Origin of the sequence: Cellulomonas hominis, assembly GCF_014201095.1 — a bacterium.
In the GTDB taxonomy this organism is placed as follows: domain Bacteria; phylum Actinomycetota; class Actinomycetes; order Actinomycetales; family Cellulomonadaceae; genus Cellulomonas; species Cellulomonas hominis.
This window is the reverse complement of sequence record NZ_JACHDN010000001.1, coordinates 3,546,758-3,565,773: the sequence shown is the minus strand read 5'-3', so window position 1 is coordinate 3,565,773 and position 19,016 is coordinate 3,546,758. Positions and strand designations below refer to the sequence as shown.

Annotated in this window: 13 protein-coding genes and 1 other annotated feature; of the genes, 8 read left to right on the top strand and 5 right to left on the bottom strand. The window is 71.5% G+C overall.

The features are described 5' to 3' along the window. Positions 1-158: 158 nt before the first annotated feature. The 3 genes from HNR08_RS16615 to HNR08_RS16605 all read left to right on the top strand — a co-directional run bounded on the left by HNR08_RS16615 (position 159) and on the right by HNR08_RS16605 (position 2,608). On the top strand, positions 159-308 hold the full coding sequence (locus HNR08_RS16615; RefSeq protein WP_183835128.1) for a hypothetical protein: 150 nt from the start codon (positions 159-161) through the stop codon (positions 306-308). A 301-nt stretch (positions 309-609) separates the two neighbouring features. Continuing rightward, positions 610-1,847 (top strand): IS3 family transposase gene (locus HNR08_RS16610; protein ID WP_246803297.1). Its coding sequence is split into 2 segments (ribosomal slippage): positions 610-889 and positions 889-1,847, totalling 1,239 coding nucleotides; the frame shifts between segments, so codons are not numbered across the junction. Next, positions 888-1,001 (top strand) — a sequence feature (AL1L pseudoknot). Its footprint overlaps the gene before it by 114 nt. A 272-nt stretch (positions 1,848-2,119) precedes the next feature. Beyond that, on the top strand, positions 2,120-2,608 hold the full coding sequence (locus HNR08_RS16605) for a YqhA family protein (RefSeq protein WP_186812758.1): 489 nt from the start codon (positions 2,120-2,122) through the stop codon (positions 2,606-2,608). Positions 2,609-2,817: 209 nt separating this feature from the next. On the opposite strand, the gene heR is transcribed toward HNR08_RS16605, so the two are convergent. Both heR and HNR08_RS16595 read right to left on the bottom strand, forming a co-directional pair. Then, positions 2,818-3,666 carry a heliorhodopsin HeR gene (gene heR, locus HNR08_RS16600; protein WP_168199780.1) on the bottom strand — a complete coding sequence of 283 codons (849 nt, stop codon included), beginning with the start codon at positions 3,664-3,666 and terminating at the stop codon, positions 2,818-2,820. After that, positions 3,663-4,805 carry a baeRF3 domain-containing protein gene (locus HNR08_RS16595; protein WP_137773515.1) on the bottom strand — a complete coding sequence of 381 codons (1,143 nt, stop codon included), beginning with the start codon at positions 4,803-4,805 and terminating at the stop codon, positions 3,663-3,665. The genes heR and HNR08_RS16595 overlap by 4 nt, the downstream gene beginning before the upstream one ends. A 274-nt stretch (positions 4,806-5,079) precedes the next feature. On the opposite strand from HNR08_RS16595, the gene HNR08_RS16590 reads away from it, so the two are divergent. From HNR08_RS16590 to HNR08_RS16575, 4 genes are all read left to right on the top strand, one after another. Next, positions 5,080-8,028: a cation-translocating P-type ATPase gene (locus HNR08_RS16590; protein WP_221286377.1), complete on the top strand. Its 2,949-nt coding sequence runs from the start codon at positions 5,080-5,082 to the stop codon at positions 8,026-8,028. 289 nt (positions 8,029-8,317) lie between these two features. Then, positions 8,318-8,995 (top strand): universal stress protein, encoded by a 678-nt coding sequence (locus tag HNR08_RS16585; protein ID WP_146836606.1) that lies wholly within the window; start codon positions 8,318-8,320, stop codon positions 8,993-8,995. Beyond that, entirely contained in the window at positions 8,992-9,387 is a 396-nt protein-coding gene (locus tag HNR08_RS16580) for a helix-turn-helix transcriptional regulator (protein ID WP_246803034.1), read from the top strand. Before HNR08_RS16585 ends, HNR08_RS16580 begins: the two co-directional genes overlap by 4 nt. A 254-nt stretch (positions 9,388-9,641) precedes the next feature. Beyond that, positions 9,642-10,259, top strand: a complete 618-nt coding sequence (locus HNR08_RS16575; protein ID WP_146836603.1) for a recombinase family protein — start codon at positions 9,642-9,644, stop codon at positions 10,257-10,259. A 465-nt stretch (positions 10,260-10,724) separates the two neighbouring features. Here HNR08_RS16575 and HNR08_RS16570 read toward each other — a convergent pair whose 3' ends face one another. The 3 genes from HNR08_RS16570 to HNR08_RS16560 are packed head-to-tail and all read right to left on the bottom strand — an operon-like array spanning position 10,725 to position 17,908. Further along, positions 10,725-11,315 (bottom strand): hypothetical protein, encoded by a 591-nt coding sequence (locus HNR08_RS16570; protein ID WP_146836600.1) that lies wholly within the window; start codon positions 11,313-11,315, stop codon positions 10,725-10,727. A 32-nt stretch (positions 11,316-11,347) separates the two neighbouring features. Further along, complete coding sequence (locus HNR08_RS16565) at positions 11,348-16,114, bottom strand: methyltransferase domain-containing protein (RefSeq protein WP_146836598.1); 4,767 nt, start codon at positions 16,112-16,114, stop codon at positions 11,348-11,350. A 48-nt stretch (positions 16,115-16,162) separates the two neighbouring features. Beyond that, positions 16,163-17,908, bottom strand: coding sequence for an ATP-binding protein (locus HNR08_RS16560; protein WP_183835126.1), 1,746 nt, complete (start codon positions 17,906-17,908; stop codon positions 16,163-16,165). Positions 17,909-17,996: 88 nt separating this feature from the next. On the opposite strand from HNR08_RS16560, the gene HNR08_RS16555 reads away from it, so the two are divergent. Then, a complete protein-coding gene (locus HNR08_RS16555; RefSeq protein WP_146836593.1) occupies positions 17,997-19,016 on the top strand; it encodes a hypothetical protein in 1,020 nt (339 codons plus the stop codon).

Here is a 19,016-nt window from a genome sequence, read left to right as displayed (position 1 = left end):
ACCGTGGATCATGTATCATGGTTCATGTAATCCCGGAGGGGAGTATCCCGCTAGTCGGTCGCCGACAACACGGACGCACACGTCCCGGCGACTCGAGCCCGGTCGTCAACCGGGTGGAGAGACTTCCGGCCCCGCCCACATGGCCGGAGGAGCGGATCATGCTCTGGGACATCTTCCTGTACCTGGTACTCGCAGCATGGCTCGTGCTGTGGCTGCTGCGGGACCACGGCTTCTTCGGGATCCGGCGCGGCGCGATCTTCGGCGCCGCCCGCCGAGACGCCCAACCCATCTCGGGCCGGCGCGAGTAGCAACGTTCCCTTCCCGGTCCGACGGCGCTGCCACGTCGCTGCGGCGTCGGACTGGCCGAGCCTAGGTGTTCGCGGGCACGACCCAGGTGCTGGCGCCGCCAGGCGCTGAATCGTGCCCGCAGAAGGAAGGACTGTGATGACCTCTCAGGTTCGCTGGCGCACTCCTGGTGCCCTGCTGGCCAGTTCGATCGTCCTATCCGCATGCGCGTTCACCCAGCCCATCCCAGCCAGGGACATGGCGCTCGGCGACTGAACCGCCCCGGCTTCCGTAGAGGCTCTCAATCCACGGAGGATGAGAGTCATGGCAGCACCGAGGAAGTACCCGGAGGAGCTTCGGGAGCGAGCGATCAGGATGGCCGTCGATGCGCGGCGTGACCCCGCGACGCGGGTCGGGGCGCTGCGCCGGATCGGTGACCAGCTCGGGATCAATCCCGAGACGTTGCGGAACTGGGTCACCCAGGCCGAGGTCGACGCCGGCGATCGACCCGGGACGAGCACGTCGGACGCGCAGCGGCTGGCCGAGCTCGAGCGGGAGAACCGTGAGCTGCGCCGATCCAACGCGATCTTGAGGTCGGCGTCGGCTTTCTTCGCGGCGGAGCTCGACCGCCCACAACGGTGATCGTGGAGTACATCGACGGCCACAAGGGCCAGTTCGGGGTCGAGCCGATCTGCAGGGAGCTGCAGGTCGCCCCGAGCACCTACTACGCGGCCAAGACACGTCCAGCCTCGGCGCGGTCTGTCGGCGACGCCGAGCTGACCGAGGTGATCACCGCTGAGCACGCGGGGAACTACGGGGTCTACGGGGCGCGCAAGATGTGGAAGCACCTGCACCGCCTGGGCCACCCGATCGGGCGCTGCCGGGTCGAACGCTTGATGCGCGCCGCTGACCTGCACGGAGCCGTCCGCGGCCGGGCCAGGCGCACCACGATCCCGGGCAAGGACGGTTGCCGCGCCGGGGACCTGGTCAACCGCGCGTTCACCGCGACCGCCCCGAACCAGCTGTGGGTCGCGGACTTCACCTACGTCCGGACGTGGGCCGGCTTCAGCTACGTCGCGTTCATCATCGACGTCTACTCACGCATGATCGTCGGCTGGAAGGCCGACACCACGATGCGCGCCGACCTGGTCACCGACACCCTGGAGATGGCCGTGTGGTCTCGCGGCCGCGCCGGCGTTACCGACCTGACCGGGCTCATCCATCACACCGATGCAGGGTCGCAATACGTCAGCCTGGCGCTGACCGAGCGGCTCGCCGCGCTCGGCATGCGGGCCTCGATCGGGACCGTCGGCGACGCCTACGACAACGCCCTGGCCGAGTCCACCATCGGCCTGTTCAAGACCGAGCTCATCCGTCGCCGGGGGCCCTGGCGGACGCTGGATGACGTCGAGATCGCGACCCTGGAGTGGGTCGACTGGTTCAACAACCGGCGCCTGCACACCGAGCTCGGCGACATCCCACCGAGCGAGCACGAGGCCGCCCACTACCGTCAGATCACGGCGTCCACGACGCTGGAAACCAAAGAACCGAGCCTCCACTGAACCCGGGGCGGTTCAGACCGTGCTGGCGGGCTTGCCTGCCCGCACGAGCGCGACCGCCCTGGCGCGGAACGCCGGTGGATACGGCTTCGGCATGGTTCGAACCTTCTCTCTGGAGAAGCCGAACCACCAGACCCCATCTGGTAACCGAACCGTAGGGCAGGTCAGACTGTCACCTACTCGTGCAGCAGACCCGCCGTTGCGCTGCCGGCAATAGGCTGCCGGCGACGCTGCTCGTAGGCGGTGTCGGTCAAGAGCATTGGAGGGGCGTCTCGTTGGATCCTGCACCCGGGCGCGATGAGCCGCGTCAGAGCACTGTGTCCAGGCTCGGTCGCGCGCTGGAGTCGGCGCGCTGGCTCGGCGCGCTCAGCGCCATCACGTCCCTGCTGCTGTGTGCCACGGCGTTCGTTTGGGCGTTGGTGAAGGCGGTCCTGTTCATCAGGGCGATCGGTACCGGCACCAGCGAGGAAGCCCTGGTCCTGCTCTTCGAGAGCATCGACACGATCCTGGTCGGCACGGTGCTGCTCCAAGTCGGCCTGGGCATGTGGGAACTCTGCATTAGCGACCTCGACCTCCCCCCGGCGCTGACGACCGAGAGCTTCGACGCACTGAAGTCGAAAGTCGCCGCGACCTTGGTCCTGGTCCTCGCAGTGCGCTTCCTCGAAGAGCTCGTCCGCAGGCCACCGGGTGACCAACTGTTGTCCTACGCGGCTGCCATCGTGGCCGTCGGAACCCTCTTGGTCGTCTTCGCCCGCTGGCGTTGACCCCCGAGCCGCCTCGCGCGCGTGAGCACGTAAGCAAGGCGATCGGCTCGTCCCACCCAGTCCGACGCGCACATCCGCTGTGGAGGCGCCGGTCTGTCATCGCGCCTCAGAGCACGCAGGCTTGACGCCACACAGGATGCGGCAAGAGCGCCGGGCTTGAGCTGTGGGTGGGTATCAGGAGCCCGTGCCGTGGCGTGAGGGCGGGGGGATCATGCGGTGAGTGTTCCAGCGAAGACTTGCCATGCAAGGGCGGACTTGGCGATGAAGCTCAGTGCGATGTACGTGCGCTCCCCGACGAGGTAGTCGCGGAAGCGCCCGACGGGCCGGTACTGCAGCCACTGCACAAGGGCGAACACGTTGAAGAACGCGAAGAGCGAGATGACGATCGCGTAGACGAAGGCAGGTGGTTCGGCCCCGGACGTCGACCCGGGCGCCAGGACGTAGACCAGGATCGCGAGCCACGGTACGACGCCGGCGACGCAGCCGAGAGCGAACGGCAGGAACCCGCCGTCGCCGGGCTCGTGGTACTTCTCCTGCAGCCACCCGAAGAAGATCATCGAGGCGTTCACGCCGGCGATGGCGATCAGCGCCGCGACGTCGGTGATCCCACAGAGTTGGGCGATCACGACGATCATCAGTGAGCTCGACAGGGAGTACTCCACCCAGCGGAACACATTGCGGTGCTGGGTCAATCCGGTGAGGTAGCGCTTGAACACGAATGGGGCGCTGACCAGCAGGTGGAACAGCGCCGACAGGATCAGGAAGGCGCCGACAGCGCCAGCGACGGACAGGTCGAGCACGGTGACGCTCTGCCCGTCGGTGCCCGGTGGTCCCACGAGGTAAGTGCCGGTCACCGGCAAAGTGAATTCGTCCGCCAGTGCAAGCACCGCGGCCGCACTGACGGCGTGCAGCGCGCAGGCAGCCAGGTTCGCCCGGCGTAGTCCTCGCGCGCGCTCGGGCAGCACCCGAACGCCAGCCGCGGCGGCAGCCAGCTGGGTTCGGCGGGCTGCTCGCTTCGCGCCCGTTACCGGCGATGCCGCGTTCTGACGCGCAGTCATTGCGCGGCCTTGGTCCGCAGGGTGAGGGCAACTCCGTCGTGGGCGGTCAGCCGGCCAGGTTCGGCCAGGGCGATCCATCCGCCGCGGCGCAGCACGAGCTCGATCAGCTCGTCGATGATGTCGTCCACGACGTCCAGGGCCTCCGGGTCCTCCGCCGGCTCGAGGAAGTCGCCGTCTGGGCTGAGGCGGGCCGGCATGACCAGGGACTCGTCGACCACGAGCATCTCGGGGCGTTCGTGGCGTGCGGCGAGCCACGCCGCGGCCACGCCGCTGACCGCAGCCTGGGATCCCATCCGACGTTCGAGGAGGCCGAACGCCTCCTCCTGACGGGATCGCAGGTACTGCTCGAGGACCGGTCGCACCCGGCGAGCCAGCGAGGGGAGGGGCTCGCGGACCACGTCAGCTTCGACCGTTCCGGCCAGTCGGGCGAGATGACGCGAGACCGCCCTGAATCCGGCGACGGCGCGCGGTGAGCCGGCGAGCACGATCGGCGAGGGGTGCAGGCGCAGGTGCGCTCCCAGCGCCGCGTCGACGTCGCGATAGAACGCGGCGGCGTCGGACCGCGCCAGACCGGGCCGGTCGGGGTCACGGCGTTGCTCGCGCGCCGCGGTGATCGGGAAACGCCCGGTCACCGGGCGCAGCTCGTCACCAGCGCCCTCGAACAGTCGCGCCTGGCGCGAGCCCAGGGCGAGAACGGCATGGCGGGGGGTGCGGTGCAGGGCGCGGACAAGGTCACGCGTCGCGAAGGATGCGTCCACGACGACGCGCGGCACCACCGCCACGGGCAGGCGGATGCTGGCCCGGATGCCGTCGCGCGAGGTCAGGACCGCCAGCCCGGACGCGGTCGACAGTGTCATCGCCTCCTCAGCCACCCGGGCCAGCTCGGTTAGGACGTCGTCGGCCGCGGGGACGCGTCCGGCGTATAGCCGCTGCCGCGCCTGGTCCAGCAGCCCTCGCAGGGCCACGCGGTCCTCCGGCGTCATCACACTCCCGGCCGTGGTGGGAAGGAGCAGGGTGATGGCGGGGAAGGTGGTCGGGGCCTGGAGCTCGACGACGAGCTCGGCCGGTGGGGGCGACATCACGTGTCGTGGACCGCTCCACCGGCTGAAGGCGACGGGCTCGTGGGTCAGGTCGGTCATGGGGTGCTCCTCGGTCGGTTCTCGGTCCAACCGAAGGTCTCTCCCGGCCCATCGGCCCGAGGCGCCGGGTCCCACCCAGGAACCGTCATGACGACGCATCGCTCAGGGATACTCCCCTTCGTCCGTGCGGAACGAGTGAAGCACGATTCGCGTATCCGGGACAACCTTAAGGCTCCGACGAGCTCTGGCGCCTCGCGCTGCGGCTCCGCTGGCCACGGGATCAGCCGGACCTGTTGACAATCGAAGTCAAGTTCCGGCATCGTGGATCGCAAGGTTGGGGAGTACCCCCTCACGGCGTCTCGTCATCTCGGCCGAAAGGCCCGGGCCGCCGGCCCCTGCGGGGGCGGGAGAGACCACCTCGCCCCCGGCTCGGGCCGCTGACCCCCTAGCGGCCCGGGCCGGTGCCCGTGTCCCTCCCAACCTTCAGGAGCCCGCTGTGCCCACGGCCCGACGCACGAACGACCCGCAGCCAGTCCTCGCCCATCCCGCCTCCGCCGAGGGGCGCACCTCCAGTGCCGTCCCACCCGGGAGCGCACTGACCGTGCCGGATGCGCATCTGATCCCTGCATCGCAAGTCACCGAAGCCCTGGGAGTCGACCCCGGCCGGGGCCTCGACGAAGCGGAGGTCAGCCGGCGATTGAGTGCGGTCGGGCCAAACCGGCTTGCCGAGCCGGTTCGCCGGGCGGCGTGGCGGCGGTTCCTGGACCAGTTCCGCAGCCTGCTCATCCTGATCCTGATCGCCGCGGCGGTCCTGGCCGGCCTCATCGGGGACGTCAAGGACACCGTGGTGATCACCATCGTGCTGCTGATCAACGCCACGATCGGGTTTGTCCAGGAGAACCGAGCCGAGCGCAGCCTGGAGGCACTGCGCAAGATGCTCACCCCCGCCGCCCGTGTGCGCCGCGGCGAGCAGGTCGACGTCATCGACGCCGGCGACCTCGCGCCTGGCGACATCGTGCTCCTGGAGGCTGGCGACCGGGTGCCGGCCGACGGGCGCCTGCTCGTCGCCGAGAGTGTCGAGATCGACGAGTCCGCGCTCACCGGGGAGTCCCAGCCGGTCGCCAAGACCACCGCACCGACCGCCCTCACCGGTGACGGCGCGAAGGTCCCGCTCGCCGACCGCACCGGCATGGCGTACATGAACACCGCCCTGACCCGCGGCCGCGCAGAGCTCGTGGTGACCGCCACGGGGATGGCCACCGAGGTCGGCGCGATCGCGGGAATGCTGCGCACCGGCACCGAGCCCAAGAGCCCACTGCAGGTCGAGCTGGACGCCGTCGGCAAGCGCATCGCCGTGATCGGTGGAACCGCGGTCGGCGCCTACGCCCTGCTCGCGCTGCTGCGCGGCGAGCCCCTGGCCGAGCTCGCGCTCAGCGCAGTCGCCCTGGCTGTCGCGACCGTTCCCGAGGGCCTGCCCGCCGTCCTGGCCCTGACCCTGGCCCTGGGTGTGCAGCGGATGGCCCGCCGAGGGGCCATCGTCAAGCGCCTGGCCTCGGTGGAGACCCTGGGCGCGGCGACCGTGGTCTGCAGCGACAAGACCGGAACCTTGACCCTGAACCAGATGACCGCCCGAGCTGTCGTCGTCGCCGGTCGCGATGTGACCGTCGCCGGCGAGGGCTACGTCCCGGCTGGCGAGCTGCGGGCGACCGACGGCGCCCCACTTCCGAGCGACCTCGATCCGCTGGTGCGGGCGGCCGCGCTGGCCAGCGACGCCGTCCTGACCACCCGCGACGGTGCACCGGCGATCGTCGGCGACCCCACCGAAGGCGCCCTCGTCGTCCTCGCCGCCAAGACCGGCATCGACGTCACGGCGCTGCGTGCCGAGCACCCCCGCATCGGCGAGGTGCCGTTCGACGCCGCGCACAAGTACATGGCCACCGTCCACGCCGAAGGCACTCGAGCCCGCGCCTACCTCAAGGGAGCCCCGGACGTGCTGCTCGGGCGCAGCGCGTTCATCGCCACCGCTAACGGGGTCAAGCCCTTGGGCCCGGACGCCCTGGCCCGCGTCCACGCCGAGATCAGCCGCCTGGCATCCCAGGGGCTGCGAGTCATCGGAGTCGCCACCACACTGCTCGACGACCTCAGAGACCCCGCCTCCCTTGCCGACCGGCTCACCGGCGTGACCTTCCTGGGCCTGGTCGGAATCGCCGACCCGCCCCGAGCCGAGGCCCGTGAGGCGATCGCCCTGTGCCACCGCGCCGGGATCCAGGTCAAGATGATCACCGGCGACCACCGCGACACCGCAGCTGCCATCGCACGCGAGCTCGGCATCTCCGGTGACGTCGTCACCGGTGCGGACCTGGACCGCATGAGCCCCGCCGAGCTCACCGAGCGCATCGAGGACATCGGCGTTTTCGCCCGGGTCGCCCCGGAGCACAAGGTCGCCATCGTCAAGGCCTTGACCGACCGCGGCCACGTCGCAGCGATGACCGGCGACGGCGTCAACGACGCCGCCGCGCTGCGCGCCGCGCACATCGGCGTCGCGATGGGCATCACCGGCACCGAGGTGACCAAGGAAGCCGGCACGATGATCCTGACCGACGACAACTTCGCGACCATCGTCAGGGCCGTTCGCGAGGGTCGAGGGATCTTCGACAACGTCGTCAAGTTCGTCCGGTTCCAACTCTCCACGAACATCGGCGCGATCCTGACCTTCCTCGGCGCGACCATCGCCGGGCTCCCCGCCCCACTCACCGCTATTCAGGTGCTCTGGGTCAACATCATCATGGACGGGCCGCCGGCCATGGCCCTGGGAGTGGACCCCGCGCGGCCCGGGCTGATGCAGGAGCCGCCTCGCGACCGGCGCTCCCGGATCCTCGGGCGCGCCCGGCTGTTGAAGATGTTCCGCGCCGGGGCGGTCATGGCCGCCGGCACCCTGGGCGTGCTCGCCTTCGCCGGCGACCAGTACGGCGCCGCCGTGGCCGCCACGATGGCCTTCACGACCTTCGTGCTCTTCCAGTTCTTCAACGCCCTCAACGCCCGTGCCGAGCGGGAGAGCGTCTTCACCCGCCACCTGTTCACCAACCGGTGGCTGTGGGGCTCCTTCGCCGTCGTCGTCCTGCTGCAGGTGCTCGCCGTCCAGCTCCCCCTGCTCAACTCGATCTTCGACACCACCGCCCTGACCGGTGCCCAGTGGGCCACCTGCGCCGCCGTCGCGGCCACCGTGCTCCTCGTCGAAGAGCTCATCAAGCTCGCGCGCAGGCTCACCGGCCGCACCGGCTGAGCCGGCCGACCGTGACGCCCGGCGCCTTGGCCTTTATCCCGGGCGTCGGGCTCGCGGCCGTCGGAGGCGAGTTGTTCCTGCGCGGCGCGAACGACCTGGCTACGTGGGCACGCGTGCCGACACGACGCGTCGGGGTGATCTCGGCCTTGGCCACGTCACCCCGACCTCGGTGACAATAGACGCACTATGTTTCCCGCATTAGGATTACACTGTCGACATCGGGCACAGCCGCCACCGCCGCTTCCCGAGTCGGTGGCACCCGGAGACAGGCGCGAGGGAGGCGGTGACGATGACTGGGATTCAGGTCGGCGCCGTGGCGGGTGCGGTGTGGCTCGCGGCGGGACTAGCAACGATCCTGTGGATGGCGCGCCGCGGTCACCGCGACCCACTGTGGCTCCTGATGGCCGTGGTGTTCGGCCCCTTCCTTGCCCTCATGGCCGCCGAGCGCATCGAGCGCACACCCAGGCTCGTACACGCGGACCAGGCCGACGACTTCCCCACCGACAGCACCCGGGTCCTCGTCGGCATCGACGAATCCCTAGAGTCCCACGCGGCCCTGCATGCGGTCCTGCGCCTGTTCGACGAGAAGTCCGCGATAGTCATCGTGCTCGCGACGGTGGTGGATTTCGATGCGGCCGACATCGACTGGCGCGGCCGCCAGCACGCCGCCCACGAGCTCCTGGCTGCTGCCCGCCGCACCGTCGGCGACCGGGCCGTCACTTGTGAGGTGCTCGCTGGGCGACCCGGGCCGGCGCTGCTGCGCTGCGCCCGACGCCACCACGCCGACCTCGTCGCGATCGGCAGGAAAGGCCGCGGACTGTCTGTACGAATCCTCGGCAGCGTCGCCGAGGAGCTCGCGCGCAAGGCGCCGTTCCCCGTCCTCATCGTCGGCCCCGACGCAAGCCTCGCGAGTCACGAGCCGGTGCTTGCACGCCGCCCCACAAAGAGCCGGGTCGAGGCGCCGTGACCACCCAAGCCGAAACCTCGTCCCTCCACACCAGCACGGCGATGCGCGAGTTGCCGATCATGTCTGCGCAGTACTCTCTACGAGTGTCCGCCCAGCCAAGCCCCGAGAACCTGCCTGAGTGGACCTTCCTGTCCAACCATGGCCACGTGCTCGTCTGCCTCGCACTCGACCCACAGTCCCGCCTGCGCGACATCGCCGCTCGGGTGGGGATCACCGAACGAGCCGTCCAAGGCATCCTGCGCAACCTCGAAGACGCCGGCTACGTCCTCAAGGAACGCGTCGGCCGACGCAACAGCTACACGGTCAACGGAGATCAGCCCTTCCGCCACCCACTCGAAGCCCGAGTTCCCGTCGGAGACTTCCTACGTCTCATCACCGGTCAGCGCCGCTGAAACAGACGACCGGTCGAGCCGTCCAACGCCCAAGACAACTATGTCGTCGTGATCACCGGCCCGTGCCCGCCGGTGTCAGCGGGCTGCGGCGATTGCGACCCAGGCGGCCGAGGCCGCCACTCAGAATCCGCGGGGCCCCGCCGGCGATCTCTGAAAGTCACACGCGACACGCGGCGAATCCGCGTACCAGAAGTCATCCCACAACGCCGCGTCCCGGAACCTCCGGCATCCGCGACATCCGGTACTGTCCGAGCATGCTGCTGGGGTACGCGCGCATCTCGACGTCGAAGCAGGACCTGACCCGCCAACTCGACGCGCTCGCCGCCGTCGGCGTGGAGCCCGAGCACACCTACGTCGACCGGAAGTCCGGCGCGACCACGGACCGTGACGGGCTTCAGCGGCTGCTCTCGTACGCGCGCCGCGGCGACGTCATCGTCGTGCACACACTCGACCGCCTCGGGCGCACGGTCCGTGACACCCTCAACATGCTCCACGACCTGAACGAGCGCGGCATCGGCCTGCGCAACCTGGCCGACCCGATCCGCGTCGACACGACCGACCCGGACGACCCGATGGCCCAGCTCGCCGTCGTCATGCTCGCCCTGTTCGCGCAGATGGAGCGGACCTACATGCTCGAGCGCGTCAGCCACGCGCGAGCCGTCGCCGAGTCCGCCGGCAAGCAGGTCGGTCGGCCTCGCACGGTGACCGACGAACAGCTGCGGTACGCCGCGCACCTCAGGGACGTCGAGCACCTGACGATTCGCCAGGTGAGCGCTCGCACCGGCATCCCCCGCACGACGCTCTACCGCCACCTGCCGTCACGGCCCGAGCTCGACGCCGGCGCGGTCCTGGCTGACACCTCAGGCCGCTGAGCGCCGCGCTGGAGATCGCCAGCTGCTCGTCGCCCTCGGACCTGCGGCCGACAGCGGGCGTACCGAGGAAGGCCCGCACCTCCGTCGGCTGACGTCGCCCGGCCACTCGGCATGGTCATCGGCCACCGCTGCTCACCACGGCGGCACTCCGGAGGTAGAACCCGTGAGCGCCGATCGGCATCTCGCACTCGACAGCAGCAACTCGAACCGAGACCGCATGGCTCCATGCCGCACATCTGTGGGGCATGGACACCTCGCGCTCCACGGGCGCCTCAGTCGCCCCACAGGTCAGCCTCCAGGGCGCCTTGGCCTGGGCCGCCCTGCTCGGGTGCTCGATCTGGTGGGCGTGGTCGTGGCCAGACTTGGCCGGGTCTCGCGTTCGCTGTCGCGGCCCTCTGGGTGGCCAAGGTCGTCGACGACGCGTGGACCACCCGCGCGCTGCGGCGCCGGCGCAGGGCCTGACGTCTACTCCCCCGCCAGCGCCATCTCCACGAACGGGGCGGGGTCAACCTCGCTCGCTCGACGTGCGAGCACCGTGTCTGTGGTGACCTGCAGCCGTCGCCCGTCGTCGAGTACGAGGAGTGCAGCCCAGGCTGTCGGCCGCCGGTTCTCGCCCTCGCCCTCGAAGCGCACCGGCCGGCCGCGCGCGACCAGCACCTTCTCGACCACGCCCCACTTCGCCTGCCCGTAGCCCTCGTAGATCGGGGAGACGACGTCCCCGGCGCGGACCTGCCACGCCTGCGGGCGCGCCGCCGCGGTCCGGGCCTTGGAGAACTGGGCGATCGCGTCGGCGACCGGGCCGCGCGGGTACCGCCGGCCGAGCCCGTTGCAGGCGAAGCAGCGCGAGTGGCCTGCGTCCCGGTTGTACAGCGACTTGCCGGACCCCTGACACCGGGCACACAGCACTGTCGGGAAGCCGTCCTCGTCCGGGCTCATCTCCTGCTGTGTCGCTAGCAGGCCCATCGGGGCCTCGTCGCGAGCTTCGGTGGCGAACTGCCCGCCGGCCCGCACGCCGGCGGGCACGCGAGTGGCACGGGTGGCGGGGCTCGGGCTCATGGCTCGTAGATGTGCGGGCCGATCGGCCCGGCTCAGGCGGCTGCCGCCAGGTGCTCGGCGGCGTCCTCAGCCATCGCGTTGTTGACGCGGGTCAGGTGCGCCTCGGCGGCGGCCAGTTCCTCCTCGTGCTCGAACCGGGCTGTCTCGGCGGCCGCGAGCAGGTCGCGCGCCTCCTCACGGGCGTCCTCGACCCGAAGCGCCAGGTCGGCCCGGAAGGTCTCGGTGCTGGCTAGCCACTGCCCCAGTGCCTGGCGGACCGCGGCGACCGCGTCATGCCGCAGTGCACGCAGCGGCACCCGAACCTCGTCGAGCTCGCGGTAGTCCAGGTAGATCCGCAGCAGGCGAGGAGCGCCGACCCGGGACTTGCCCAGCTCCACCTTCAGCCCGCGCCAGGAGCGCGAGAGGCGCCCGTGGCCGGGCCGCTCCTGGGTCAGCATCGAAGCGACCGAGGCATCTTCACTGGCCGGGTCGAAGTACGGTCGCTCGGTCCAGGAGGCGACGGTCTCGGCGACCTTCTCCATGCTCTGGCCCACGGCCCGGGCCCGCTCGGCCCGCTCCCCCAGGTCGCGGGCGCGGCGGTTCAGGTCGCCCACGTGCTGGGCGTGGATCGCGTGCAGGGTCCGCAGCCGGCGCACGTCGGCCAGCGCTTGCGCGTGCTCCAGCAGCAGCGGGTTGCCCGAGGCGAGCGCCTTGACCTCCCCGTAGGACAGGACGGCGGCGCCGATGTCGGAGACGGTGTCGACGTCCTGCGAGGCCGACAGCAGCGCGTGGATGAACCCTGCCTTGGTCTGGTTGGTCTGCCACATGTAGGCGTCGAAGGAGCCCTCGGTGACGTACCGGTAGATGTCCAGCCGGCCGGCCTTGTTGCCCGGCCGGCGGCCGCGGCCCTCGCGCTGCTCGATGTCCGCCGGGCGCCATGGGACGTCGACGTGGTGCAGCGCGGCCATCCGGGTCTGGATGTTCGTGCCGACGCCGACCTTGCCGGTGGAGCCGATCAGGACCGAGACCTGTCCGTCGCGGCAGGCGGCGAACAGCGCCGCGCGGGCCTTGTCGGTGCCGGCCTCGTGCACGAACCGGATCTGGGAGGCCGGGACGCCGCGCGCGATCAGGGCGGCCTTGATGCGGCCGTAGGTCTGCGAGCCCTTGGCGCCGGGTGTGCCCAGGTCGCACAGGGCCAGCTGCAGCGACCCGGGCCTCTCGGCGCCGGGGTAGGTGCGGCACGCGTCGCGGTGGTAGATCGCGGCGACGCGTGCGGCGACCATGTCGAGCTTGCTTGCCGGCCCCTCCAGCCCGACCAACGCGGGGTCGAGGGCGACCAGGCGGCCGTCGTTGCAGATCAGCAGCATGTTGTCGGTACCGGCCGTGGGCCTCTTGCTGCGCAGCGCGTCGGCGCGCGTGGCCAGCGCGGCGACGAAGTCGGCCTGCGGCCCGCTCATCTGGGCGACCTCGGTGTGCCAGTGCGTCTCGGGCCGCTCCAGCGGGAGCGCATCGGCGGGCAGCAGGTCGGCGACCTGGGTGAACATGCCCATCAGGGCGCGGGTGTTGGTGATCTCCGCCGGACGGCGGTGCATCCGGAAGCCCGACCCGTCGGGGGCGACCTCGACCGCGGTGACGAACCGGACGAACATGGCGGCCCAGGCGTCGAAGGACTCCAGACCCGCGGCGGCCAGCGCCTCGGGCTGGAAGAACTTCTGCCAGACGTAGATCTCGGCGAGGGTGTTGGAGAACAGCGTGCCGGAGAACCCGGCGAAGTGGGGCCGGTCGCCGCGGCGCTGCCCGAGCACCCGGACCTTGAGCAGCAGGTCGGTGGCCCGCTTGGACGCACCGAAGGAGAAGCCCTCCGCTCGGGCCGTGATGCTCAGGCGCTTGAACATGTGGACCTCGTCGACGCCGAGCCAGTCGACGCCCAGGTGCTCGAACATGACCGCGGCGGGGTCGGCGACCTGGTGGCGCAACTCGGCCAGGCGCGCGTCGAGCTTCTTGACGGCGGTGGCGATGGCCTTGGCGGTACGGCCGCGGGAGGAGCGGTTCTCGTCCGAGCGGATCGCATCGGCCAGGGCGTACTTCTCCTCGGTGACCCAGTCCTCCTCGGCGCGCGGGTCGACCGGCAGCGACACCAGGGTCTCGTGGGTGACGATGACCAGGTCCCAGTCACCAGTGGCGCAGCGGGCAGCGAACAGCCGGCGGGCGTCGCCGGCCAGGTCCTCCTTGGACGCGATCAGGAACTTCCCGCCGGGGTAGGCCTGCATGGCCTCCCGTGCGATCTGCTCCAGCAGGTGCCCGGGCACGGCGAGCATCGGCTTGGTCGCCAGCCCGAGCTGGCGAAGCCGCATCGCCGAGACCACCATCGAGAGCGTCTTGCCGGCGCCGACGGCGTGACCGATCGCGGTCCGGGGCGCCGACAGGATCCGGTCGACGGCGTCCCTCTGCCAGGGCCACAGCGAGATGTCGGGCGACAGGCCCGGGAAGGTCATGGCGGAGCCGTCGGCGACACGGGCCACGTGGGAGCGGAAGCGGCCGTTGAACTCGGCGGCGACCGCCTCGGCCCGGGCCTTGTCCTCCCAGATCCAGGTGGCGAACCGCTCCTGCATCGCGGTGGCCTTCTCCTCGGCGGCCAGGGTCTCCCCCGGGTTGCGTACGGAGCGGTACCGCTTGGCGTGCTCGTCCCAGACCTCGTCGACGACCGTCAGCGGGCGCCCGTTCAGCGTGGCCTCGAGGATCTGGAACGGGGTCTTGCGTCCGGTGCCCCAGGCCAGCGCCTGCTCAGGCTTGCCCCACCACTTGCCCTCGATCTCCCACAGCGCCAGCGCCGCGGAGTACCGGACGTCGGCGCGCTGGCCCAGCACCTGCTGGGTGAAGGTGGCAACGTGCTGGGGCGCGATCCACGGCGCACCCAGGGTGGCCCGGATGCGGGAGGGGCCGAAGTCCTCCGGTACGACGCGCTCGAGCGCCGTGATGTTGCGCGCGTAGACGGCCTCGCGGGCCGCGGCGGTGCGCGCGCGAGCCAGCTTCTGCCGGACGTTGCCCGAGAGGTAGTCGCGGGCCGGGACCGCCCGGCCGGTGTCGGGGTCGAGGTAGGCCAGCGCGCCCAGGGCTGCCATCGGGTCGGCGTCGGCGGGAAGGTCGAGCAGCCCGGCGACGCGCTCCAGGTCGATGCGCCCGCTCTCGCCCAGGCAGACCGCGATCGCCTCGGCTGGGCTCTCGACCCGCTCGATCGGACGGGGTGCCCGGTTGACCGGTCGCAACAGCACCGGGGCGGCCTCTGCAGTCTCGGTGTCGGGGTCGTAGACCTCGCACGCCATCACGGTCATGTAGTCGGGGTCGCGGCGGAACCCGCCCATCGGCGGGCGACGCCAGGAGAACTTCGGTTCGCCGGTCTCGGGGTCCAGCGCGCCCTCGTGCAGGGTGCCGCGGTTCAGCGGCCCGTACTTCGTCACGTAGGCGGTGTAGGCGTCCAACGCAGCAACGCGCAGGTGGGCGACCGGGTCGCTGTCGCGGGCCTGGGTGTGCTCGGCGTCGGCGGCCAGCAGCGTCACGATCGCGTCCCGCAGGCCGATCAGGGCGCGCAGCTCGGCGGAGGGCCGGTCCTTGGGCACGAGCGTCGCGTCGACGACCTGGAACACGGCACCGTCGATCAGGTGCAGCGAGCCCTCCCGCCGCCCTTGCGCATCAGCGAGCACCAGGCCCTCGAACGGGTCGACGGCTTCCGGGCGCGGCGGTAGGGACGGCAGGTCAGCCGTCGCGGCGGCCAGCGCGGCGGCGCCTGAGGCGGCGGGGTCCTGAGCCAGGACGTTGAGCGGGGCGCGGTCGAACCCGGTGGCGACCATGCGGCCGGCGACGTGGGTCGGGTGCAGCTCCCAGTACCGGTTGACCTTCACCTCGGGGGTGTTGAAGCCCTGGTCGCCGGCCTCGTTGCGGACCACCAGCCGGTTGTCCCCGCGGACCTCGCCGTCGCCGAACCGGTACCCGGAGCGCAGCGGGCCACCGGTTCGGTGCTTGACGTCGTCCCAGGCACCGGCAACCGGCTGCCCTCCGCGGCGACGCAGCACCAGGACGTCGGCGACGGCGGCGGTGGCCTCGAAGGTCCCCGACGCCAGCCGGACCGCTCCGCGCAGCTCGCCGAGCTCGGTGATCGCGTCGGTGTGACGGGCGTCGTCCAGCAGGTAGCGGGAGGTGGCGACGATGACGTACCCGCCAGGGCGGACGGCGCGCAGCGCGCGCAGGATGAAGTAGGCGTGCAGGTTCGGCGCGCTGACCTCGGGGTCGAACGGGGCGGCCCCGGAGAAGGGAACGTTGCCGATCGCGGCGTCGAAGGACGCCTCCCGCAGGGTGGTGTGCTCCAGACGCTGGGCCAGGATGGTCGCTTCGGGGTGCAGGGCGGTGGCGATCGCGGCGGAGACGGGGTCGGCCTCGATGCCGGTCCAGCGGGCGCCGGGCAGGGCGCCGGTGCCCATGAAGCGGCCCGACCCGCAGCCAGGCTCGAGGATGTCGCCGCCCGTGAAGCCGACTCGCGTGAGCACGTCCAGCATGCCGTCGATGAGCCAGCCGGGGGTGTAGTAGCTGGTGTCGGTGGCCTGCAGACCGGCGGCGAGCCAGTCGGTCCGGTCGCCGAGCAGGTTCTCCAGCTCGTCGGCGACCTGGATCCACTTGCCCTTCGGCTGGGTCGCGAACGCGGGGGCGAGCGCGCCCCAGCCCGGCCACGCGGCGAGGATCTCCCGCTCCCAGCTCTGGGCCGGGCCGTCGAGTCGGGTGAGGGTGTGCAGGGCGCGAAGCGCGTCGGCGGCCAAGCTCAGGGTCATGGCGTTCAGATGTGCGGCAGCAGCCGCGCGACGCCGCGTCCCTGGCGCTCAGGCCTGCTGGCCGGGAACCTCGGCGAGGGCGTCGGCCATGACCAGAGCGCCTCGCCCGGATGCGAGCTCGAGGCTGCGCAGACGGGACAGTGCGTTGCGGAAGCCCCCGGAGGTGGCGGAGTAGCCGGTGGCATCGGCGATCGCGGCGACCTCGACGGGGTACGGGTAGGCGCGGGCGAGGACATCGAGCGCGGCGCGTTCGGCCTTGCTCAGGTGCTGCTGGCCCCACCATGCGCGCAGCGCAGCCCCCGTGGGGAGCTCGTCGTAGGGGCCGAGGGCGTCGAGGCCGGCGGGTGTGGCGGTGACCTGACCGCGACCGTCGATGTAGCCGGCGGTGCGGAGCTTGGACAGGGCGTTGCGGTACCCGCCGGACTTGTGGGAGTAGCCGGTGAGGATGGCGACCTGGGTGGTGGACCGCTCCCCGTGCTGAGCGAGCACCGAGAGGATCGCACGCTCGGCCTTCGACATCGAGGTCCCTGCACCGGCGGGTGGCCGGGGCTGTGGCGTCGTCGCGGGCGGCGGGGGCGAGCTGGCCCCGGTCGGCCGCGGCTGCGCCCGGGTGGTCTGCCGCGGAGCGGCGGCGGCAGCGGCCGCTGCGGCGTCGAGCCGGGCGGTGAGCGCGTGTGCCGCTTCTGTGACCCGGGCGGCCCAGGATGCGGCTTGCTCGGCAATGGACCGCAGGTCGGCGACGTCGGCGGGGTCGAGCACGGGCACTTCGACGCGCACCTCGACCGGGATCTCGACCTGGGTCGTCTCGACGCGGGCCGGTGCGCGTCGTGCACGGGCGAGGTCCTCGGTGAGGGTCCTGACCTTCCGGCGCAGGGCGACCGGGTCGGAAGCCTGGGCTTCCTCGGTGAACGCGGCGATCTGGGCGGTGACGGCGGCGACGTCGATGGCGGCCATCTTCCGAGGGGCGGAGACCGCGACACCGGGCTTCGGGGTGGCGGAGGAGTCGAACGTGCGCGGGGCCCGGATCGCGACCTTGGCGAGAACCTCCAGCCACCCGGGCGACCAGATCCACGCGGTGCCGACGGGCAGGCCGGCCAGGGTGGAGATGACCGTCTTGGCCTCCTCGGGGCCGGAGTGGGCCTCGATCCACTCGTTGATGGCTGCGCGGTCGCGGGCCCCGGTCAGGCGCAGGGCGATGAGCACCTCCGCCTGGGTGAGGACGTCCTTGTTCAGCACGGCCGGTCGCTGGGAGATCAGCGTGACGCCCAGTCCCCGGACCCGTCCGCGGCGCACGAGGTCGTTCATCGCGCCCAGCAGCCGCTCTCCCCCGGTCGGGACCCGCTGCGGGGCGAACAGGTCCGCCTCGTCGACGACGACATGCAGGGTCTGGCGGTTGCGGTGGTAGAGCCGCTCGATGAAGTCGGTGGCGAAGCGCCGGGTGGCGGACTTGCTCAGTAGCGAGAAGTCGAGGACGACGGGGACCCGCTGCTCGACCACCACGTCCGCGACGGCGGCGCCGGCTGTCTCCACCAGCGGGGCGTCGCCGTGCTCGCCGCCCAGGATGACGACCTGGTGGCCTGCGTGCTCGCCGTCGGCCGAGGACCGCAGGCCCCACCAGACCCCGGTCGGGTCGAGCACCACGACCGGCTGGTCGGCGCCGAGCAGCTCCTCCGACAGCACGCGGGCGGTGCTGGTCTTGCCGGAGCCCCGCTTGCCGACGATCGCGAAGGTCTCGGTGACCGCCTCCAACGGCAGTGCCAGGTCGGGTGCGAGACGCAACGGGGTGCTGGGCATGGTGCCTCCTCGGGCGGGGGGCTGCGCCGGATCGGCACGGTCCTCAGCGTTCGTATGTGCGGCATCGCCGCCCGCACATCTACCGGCCATGAACGCGCCCCGAACCCCGCAGAACCGTCAGCCCGCCGGCATCAGCATCGGCGGCCAGTTCGCCACCACCCCACGCGACGAGGCGGCGATCACGCTGGTGCCGGACCAGCCGGTGCACGGTGACGCGAACGCCCTGGACGAGATCGGCCGGATCCTCGGGCTCGACGAGCAGTGGGACGGCGCCGCCGACTACCTGGACGCCATCGCTGAGGAGATCGCCTCCACCGGCCGGCCGCACCCCGGCGGCGACGCCTACGAGGCGATCCAGGAGGACGACGAGGCGTCCAACCCCGAGTACGACACCGCCCTGGAGACCTGGAAGGCCGCCAACCCCGAGCCGGCCGACCCCCGCGCCGCCAAGGACTGGCGCCTGCTGAACTTCCTGGGCCGGCACCTGGCCGCGACCGAGTCCTGGTCCAGCGACGACCTGCAGGTCGCGAGCGACGCCGTCCGGAACTCCGGCCGCCCGAGCCCGGGCGACACCGGCCTGTTCGGCGCCGCCTACGCCAAGGCGCTGCGGGCCTGGAACATCGAGCAGGGCCTGGCCCAGCCCGGTGTGGGCGAGCACCTGGAGCAGATCGCCGCCCAGGCGGACCTGGCGCACATGGCCGACTTCGTCGGCATCGTGCTCAACCGTGAGGAGGTCCCGGCCGACGTGCTGGCCGGTCTCACCGCCGACGACCTGGTCTCGCTGCACGAGGACTACTTCGCCCCGGCGATCACCGACGCCGCGGCCTACGTCGCCGAGGCCGCCGACGCCGGCCGGTCGCTGGTCGCCACGGGCTGGGGCAAGCCCGAGCCGATCGAGCCAGGTACCGGTGCGCAGTTCGCCCGCGACCTGGGCGCCCGGGCCGGGTGCGAGTCGGCGGGCGATGCGCTGGCGCTGGCGCTGGCCGAGGGCCGGATCACCGAGGAACAGCTGTCCCACATGGGCGAGGCCGACGTGGAGGACCTGTACGAGCGCCACATTGGACCGGCCGCCGACGCGTTGGAGGCCCGCCTGCTGCGCGGCCTGTGA

What these genes read in the sequence shown, in the direction of transcription:
- HNR08_RS16615 (WP_183835128.1), top strand. Translation starts at nt 159, where the DNA reads ATGCTCTGGGACATCTTCCTGTACCTGGTACTCGCAGCATGGCTCGTG.
- heR (WP_168199780.1), bottom strand. Translation starts at nt 3,666, where the DNA reads ATGACTGCGCGTCAGAACGCGGCATCGCCGGTAACGGGCGCGAAGCGA.
- HNR08_RS16595 (WP_137773515.1), bottom strand. Translation starts at nt 4,805, where the DNA reads ATGACCGACCTGACCCACGAGCCCGTCGCCTTCAGCCGGTGGAGCGGT.
- HNR08_RS16585 (WP_146836606.1), top strand. Translation starts at nt 8,318, where the DNA reads ATGACTGGGATTCAGGTCGGCGCCGTGGCGGGTGCGGTGTGGCTCGCG.
- HNR08_RS16575 (WP_146836603.1), top strand. Translation starts at nt 9,642, where the DNA reads ATGCTGCTGGGGTACGCGCGCATCTCGACGTCGAAGCAGGACCTGACC.
- HNR08_RS16570 (WP_146836600.1), bottom strand. Translation starts at nt 11,315, where the DNA reads ATGAGCCCGAGCCCCGCCACCCGTGCCACTCGCGTGCCCGCCGGCGTG.
- HNR08_RS16565 (WP_146836598.1), bottom strand. Translation starts at nt 16,114, where the DNA reads ATGACCCTGAGCTTGGCCGCCGACGCGCTTCGCGCCCTGCACACCCTC.
- HNR08_RS16560 (WP_183835126.1), bottom strand. Translation starts at nt 17,908, where the DNA reads ATGCCCAGCACCCCGTTGCGTCTCGCACCCGACCTGGCACTGCCGTTG.
- HNR08_RS16555 (WP_146836593.1), top strand. Translation starts at nt 17,997, where the DNA reads ATGAACGCGCCCCGAACCCCGCAGAACCGTCAGCCCGCCGGCATCAGC.